Below are 6,065 nucleotides of genomic sequence, written 5' to 3'. Positions count from 1 at the left end.
GTCGAGCGGGTCGACCTGGCCGGTGACACCGAAGGTGCCGTCACGCAGATGCCGGCCGGCGCGGCCGGCGATCTGGCCGAGCTCGGCCGCGGTCAGGTTGCGGTACTGGAAGCCATCGAACTTGCGGTTCTGGGCGAAGGCGACGTGGTCGAGATCGAGATTGAGACCCATGCCGATTGCGTCGGTAGCGATGAGGTAGTCGACATCGCCGGACTGGAACAGCGCCACCTGGGCGTTGCGGGTGCGCGGCGAGAGCGCGCCGAGCACGACGGCGGCACCGCCCTGCTGGCGGCGGATCAACTCGGCGATGGCGTAGACCTCGTCGGCGGAGAAGGCGACGATCGCCGTGCGCCGCGGCAGGCGGGTCAGCTTCTTGGAACCGGCATAGGCAAGATGCGACAGCCTCGGCCGCGTCACCACCGAGACACCCCTCAGCAGGCGCTGCAGGATGCCATGCATGGTGGCAGCACCCAGCAGCAGCGTTTCCTGACGGCCGCGAAGGTGCAGGATGCGATCGGTGAAGATGTGGCCGCGCTCGAGGTCACCGGCGAGCTGCACCTCGTCGATGGCGACAAAGGCGGCGTCGGTCTCGCGCGGCATGGCCTCGACGGTGCAGACCGAATATCTGGCGCCCGGCGGCTGGATCTTTTCCTCGCCGGTGATCAGCGCAACCTTGTGGGCGCCGACCTTTTCGCAGACGCGGGCGTAGACCTCGCGCGCCAGAAGTCTGAGCGGCAGGCCGATGATCCCACTCTCATGCGCCACCATGCGCTCGATGGCGAGATGGGTCTTGCCGGTGTTGGTCGGCCCGAGCACGGCGGTCACGTCGCGGCCCGACAGGATCAGCGGCTCTGTGTGTTTGGGCTGGATGTTCATCAACCTAGAATAAGGCTTCTGGGACCTGGAAATAAGGCTTCTGGCCTCTGGTTGTCGGGAGCGTGCCTCAAATGGCGCGTATGACAGGCGACACATAGGGATTTCGGGCGCGAAGCGAAAGCGGAATGTTCCGCCGGCGGCGAGAAGGTGGTTTTGTCAAGCTTCCAATCGGCTGCGGATTAACGGATAGAACGAGTCTGGAACGAATCGGCGACGAATCAGTGACTCCTGCAGATTCAGCTTTTGTTCACGGCTACATGTGGATTTCGCGGCCGCGAGTCGCACCACATGCTGAATCGCTGAACTGGCCCGTTTCATGCTAAGAGGGTGTTGCCGTTAACCTTTGCCTGGAAACAATCACGGCGGCTAGGCGCGCCTCAACCAACATGATGAAATTGTTGATCTTTCTTAACCTGCGTTAAGCAGTTGGGCAGACGATTCCGGCTGTCGTCGTTAACGTTCGGCTCATAGCCGGAACGAATCGGCGACGAATCAGCGATGGCGCGATTTTCCCGATTTGTTCACCCCAATATCTTGTGTTGTGAACAGCTTATCCACCGAGAATCCACAGGTTACGAAGCAGCTTTCGCACAGGGCGGCGGGTGGCTGTTAACCTCTGCGTGCCGAATTGGGTCAGCTACGGTCGCGAGCACGTCAAAGGGACCGTGCCGGAAACGGGCCGGTGTGCCGGCCCGTCGATCTCCTACATCGCCACGTCGTCAGGCGAAGTATTGGCCGCCATTGGCCGTGATGGTCGAGCCGGTGATGAAGCCGGCATCTTCGGATGCGAGGAAGACGACGCAGCGCGCGATCTCTTCCGGTTCGCCGAGGCGGCCGACGGGGATTTGTGGGATGATGCGGTCGTTGAGCACCCTCTCGTCAATCGCCTTGACCATCTCGGTGGCGATGTAGCCAGGGCAGATGACGTTGACGGTGATGCCGGCGCGTGCTCCCTCTTGAGCGAGAGCCTTGCTGAAACCGATGTCGCCGGCCTTGGCGGCGGAATAGTTGACCTGGCCGGCCTGGCCCTTCTGGCCGTTGATCGAGGAAATGGTGATGACGCGGCCGAACTTGCGGTCGCGCATGCCGCTCCACAGCGGATGCGTCATGTTGAAGACGCCGGACAGGTTGGTGTCGATGACCTCTTTCCACTGCTCGCGCGTGATCTTGTGGAACATGGCGTCGCGGGTGATGCCGGCATTGTTGACCAGCACCGAGACCGGGCCGAGATCGGCCTCGACCTGCTTGATGCCGGCGGCGCAGGAATCATAGTCGGCGACCGACCATTTGTAGACCGGAATGCCGGTCTCGGCCTTGAATTTCGCCGCTGCGGCGTCATTGCCGGCATAGTTCGCGGCAACCGAATAGCCGACGGTCTTCAATGCGATCGAGATCGCCGCGCCGATGCCGCGCGATCCGCCTGTGACGATTGCTACCTTGGTCATGCGTGTTCCCTCCCTTTGGTCGGGAGAGCGAATAGGGAGTAGCGAATAGCGAGTAGGGATCTACGTCCCGTCGCGCTGACGCAATTCTTCCCTATTGACTACTCCCTATTTGCTACTCACTTCTTTTTCAGAGTGCTTCGATGCACATGGCGACGCCCATGCCGCCGCCGATGCACAAGGTGGCGAGGCCTTTCTTGGCGCCGCGCCGGCGCATTTCGAAGACCAGCGTGTTGAAGACGCGGGCGCCGGACGCACCGATCGGGTGGCCGATGGCGATGGCGCCGCCATTGACGTTGACGATCGAGGGATCCCAGCCCATGTCCTTGTTGACGGCGCAGGCCTGTGCCGCAAAGGCCTCGTTGGCCTCGACCAGGTCGAGATCGCCGACCGACCAGCCGGCCTTTTCCAAGGCCTTGCGCGATGCTGGGATCGGGCCGGTGCCCATAATCTGCGGATCGACGCCGGCGGTTGCCCAGGACACGATGCGTGCCAGCGGGGTGATGCCGCGCCTCACCGCTTCCGCCTCGCTCATCAGCAGCGCGCCGGCGGCACCGTCATTGATGCCGGAGGCGTTGGCGGCGGTCACCGTGCCGTCCTTGTCGAAAGCCGGTTTCAGCTTGGTCATGGCGTCGATCGTGGCGCCGTGGCGAATGTATTCGTCCTGGTCGACGATGGTGTCGCCCTTCTTGCCCTTGATGGTGACGGCGACGATCTCGTCCTTGAACTTGCCGGCCTTCTGCGCGGCCTCGGCCTTGTTTTGCGAGGCGAGCGCGAACTGGTCCTGGTCTTCGCGGGTGATCTGGAACTGACGCGCGACGTTTTCGGCGGTGTTGCCCATGTGATAGCCGTTGAAGGCGTCCCACAGCCCGTCCTTGATCATGGTGTCGATCAGCTTGAAGTCGCCCATCTTGACGCCGGCGCGCAGGTGCTGGGCATGCGTCGAAAGCGACATCGATTCTTGGCCGCCGGCGATGATCACCTTGGCGTCGCCGATGGCGATCTGCTGCATGCCGAGCGCAATGGCACGCAGGCCCGAGCCGCAAACCTGATTGAGGCCCCAGGCTGTGGTTTCCTTGGGCAGGCCGGCATTGATCGATGCCTGGCGGGCCGGGTTCTGGCCTTGCGCGGCGGTCAGCACCTGGCCGAGGATGACCTCGTCGACCTCGCCTGGTTCGACACCGGCACGCGACAGCAATTCCCTGATGACGACGGCGCCGAGTTCATGCGCAGGGGTGGCGGCGAAGGCGCCGTTGAAGGAGCCGACCGGCGTGCGCGCCGCACTGGCAATGACGATGGAAGCGGACATTTTCTTCTCCAGACTTCAAGGGTGTTGCTCTGTCGTTGGGGACTTTTCTTGCCCTTTCCCAACCCCAAGTCAAACCGGAAATGGGCATGGCGCCCATGCGCCGCAAGCAGGCCGTGCCTTGCCAGGGCGACCATTCGTCCATTGCTGCGCAGCATATTTTGCCTGCTATGCAGCATTTAGTGATCCCGCACTGCACAAACTGCTTGGAATTGTGAAGCTTTTGCGCATATCCTCAAAAAAAAGGCACAATCGTTATCGGCGGCTTGCTCAGAGGCGCGCCGGTGTCCCCGGGAGGATGTAGATGGCCGCTAAAGACGATCCGATCATCATCAAGAAATACGCCAATCGCCGCCTCTACAACACCGGCACCAGCACCTATGTGACGCTCGAGGACCTCGCCGAGATGGTCAAGAAGGGCGAGGAGTTCACCGTCCAGGACGCCAAGACCGGCGACGACATCACGCATCCGGTGCTGACACAGATCATCTTCGAACTGGAGAACAAGGACGGGCAGAACATGCTGCCGATCCCGTTCCTGCGCCAGCTCATCGCTTATTACGGCGACCAGATGCAGATGATCGTGCCGAGCTTCCTCGAACAGTCGATGCTTGCCTTTTCCAAGGAGCAGGAGCGCTTTCGCGAGCAGATGAAGGGGGCGATCGGCAAGTCGCCGCTCGACATGATGAAGATCACCACGCCGATCAAGGCGCTGGAGGAACAGACACGCCGCAACATGGAAATGTTCCAGAATGCGATGCGGCTGTTCACGCCGTTCCCGCCCGCCGGCACCGCGCCAGCCGCCGCGCCATCGCCCGAGCCGGCCAGGAAGGAAACGTCAGAAAAACCCGACGATCTTCAGGAACTGAAGGACCAGATCGCGGCCATGCAGCGCAAGCTCGACACGATGTCCTGAGCGCTTGGCGCTCTTGCAACCCTACACCAGCACGCCCTCATAGCGGCCGCGCGGCCTGATGACACTTCCGCTTGTGATCTGTTCGACCGTGTGCTCGGCCCAGCCGACGCTGCGTGCGAGCGCAAACAGGCGAAACGGCGCATCGCGCGGCAAGCCGAGGCTGCGCGTCAGCGCTGCCAGCCCAAAGTCGATATTGGGAAGCGCGCCGGTCGCCGCAAGGGCAGCATCGCGCAGCGAAGATAGTGTGCCGTCAACCTCGATCACCGACAGAAGCGCCGCCCCTCGGGGATCGCCGTCAGGATAGAGCTGATGACCGAACCCCGGCAATGGCCGGTCGTGGCTGAGCCAGCGCCGGATCGTCGCATCGGCGCCATGTCGGGCCGCATCCTCGGCCAGTTGCATCACCGCCTCGCCGGCACCGCCATGGCGAGGGCCTGACAGCGTCGCGAGCCCGGCCAGCAGGCAAGCGGCCAGCGGCGCGCCGGTCGAGGCTGCGACGCGCGCGGCGAAGGTCGACGCATTCAGTTCATGATCGGCAAGCAGGACAAGCGCGCGGCGGATCGCATTGGCGCCGCCGGCGTCCACCGACCAGGCCTGCGCCAGCCGCTGATGGACGGGATCTGGTCCTGCCGGTGCGCCCAGCGCGGCGACCAGCACGCCGACAGCGTGCGCGGCATCGGCATGCAGCGAGGCCCGGTTGCGCCCAAGCGACGGGCGCCCTTGGCCGGCAAGCACGGCAAGTTGCGCAAAAGCCGAGGCCCGGCCGGCTTGATGGGGCACATCCGGCGACGGTGCTTCGAAAGCCACCGGTTCCGGCAGAGCCCAGAGAATGGCGGCGGCTTCTTCCAGTGTGGCGTGCCCGGAGAGCACTGCGGCGTCCTGCCCGCGATAGATGAGCCGACCGTGCGAGACGGTCGAAATCGCCGTTGCGATTGAGGGTTCGCCCCAGGCAATGGCGCTTTCAGCGATGACTGATGGGCTCCGTCCGCGCGCCCGGCGGGTCGCCAGTGCGGCGATATCGTCGGCGCGGTACTGGCTGCGGCGCGGATCGGCGCGGTCGGGCCGCATGCCGATGCGCCCACGGCTGACATAGGCGTACAGCGTCTGCGCCCGCACCTTGAGGCGCTCAAGCGCCTCTTCCCGGGACAACCACTCGGACATATCGAGCCCTGATATTGATTCTATTGATCAAGATTGATGGAAACGTTGCCCATCTCTATCTCCGATCCGGAAATGCTTCAAGGAGACAGGCTATGGCGAATGGGCTCGATGACGTGGTGGCGGCGGAAACCGTGCTTTCCGATGTGGATGGTCTTGGTGGCCGTCTGACGATCCGAGGTCATTCGCTGCCGGAGCTGGCCGGCCGCTTGAACTATGCCCAGGTGATGCGGCTGCTGCTCGACGGCTTCTTCGACGACCTTCCCGATGAGGCGCAACTGACGCGGGCACTGGGCCAGGCACGCGCTGAGGTGTTCGAACGGCTCTTGCCCTCGCTGCCCCTGCTGGCGTCGCTCGATGTTTACAG

The 6,065-nt window shown here is 63.4% G+C and carries 6 protein-coding genes; 2 read left to right on the top strand and 4 right to left on the bottom strand.

Features of this window, described 5'->3' with window-relative positions:
- The 3 genes from EN964_RS21385 to EN964_RS21375 all read right to left on the bottom strand — a co-directional run.
- Window positions 1-876, bottom strand: an 876-nt coding sequence (locus EN964_RS21385; protein ID WP_281059564.1) for a helicase-related protein, incomplete at its 3' end; no start/stop codon positions are given.
- A gap of 719 nt (window positions 877-1,595) precedes the next feature.
- On the bottom strand, window positions 1,596-2,321 hold the full coding sequence (gene phbB, locus EN964_RS21380) for an acetoacetyl-CoA reductase (RefSeq protein ID WP_023814310.1): 726 nt from the start codon (window positions 2,319-2,321) through the stop codon (window positions 1,596-1,598).
- Window positions 2,322-2,448: 127 nt separating this feature from the next.
- On the bottom strand, window positions 2,449-3,627 hold the full coding sequence (locus EN964_RS21375) for an acetyl-CoA C-acetyltransferase (RefSeq protein WP_127270160.1): 1,179 nt from the start codon (window positions 3,625-3,627) through the stop codon (window positions 2,449-2,451).
- A 301-nt stretch (window positions 3,628-3,928) separates the two neighbouring features.
- Here EN964_RS21375 and phaR point away from each other — a divergent pair, with 301 nt between their 5' ends.
- Window positions 3,929-4,540 (top strand): polyhydroxyalkanoate synthesis repressor PhaR, encoded by a 612-nt coding sequence (gene phaR / locus EN964_RS21370; RefSeq protein ID WP_027037157.1) that lies wholly within the window; start codon window positions 3,929-3,931, stop codon window positions 4,538-4,540.
- A gap of 21 nt (window positions 4,541-4,561) precedes the next feature.
- Here phaR and EN964_RS21365 read toward each other — a convergent pair whose 3' ends face one another.
- On the bottom strand, window positions 4,562-5,701 hold the full coding sequence (locus tag EN964_RS21365) for a citrate synthase (protein ID WP_127270162.1): 1,140 nt from the start codon (window positions 5,699-5,701) through the stop codon (window positions 4,562-4,564).
- Between the two features lie 92 nt (window positions 5,702-5,793).
- On the opposite strand from EN964_RS21365, the gene EN964_RS21360 reads away from it, so the two are divergent.
- A partial coding sequence (locus tag EN964_RS21360) for a citrate/2-methylcitrate synthase (protein ID WP_281059563.1) occupies window positions 5,794-6,065 on the top strand: 272 nt, incomplete at its 3' end.

This window comes from Mesorhizobium sp. M7A.F.Ca.CA.001.10.2.1 (assembly GCF_003998575.1).
Lineage (GTDB): Bacteria > Pseudomonadota > Alphaproteobacteria > Rhizobiales > Rhizobiaceae > Mesorhizobium.
Note: the sequence above shows the minus strand (reverse complement) of the source record. Positions and strands in the feature narration are given on the sequence as shown.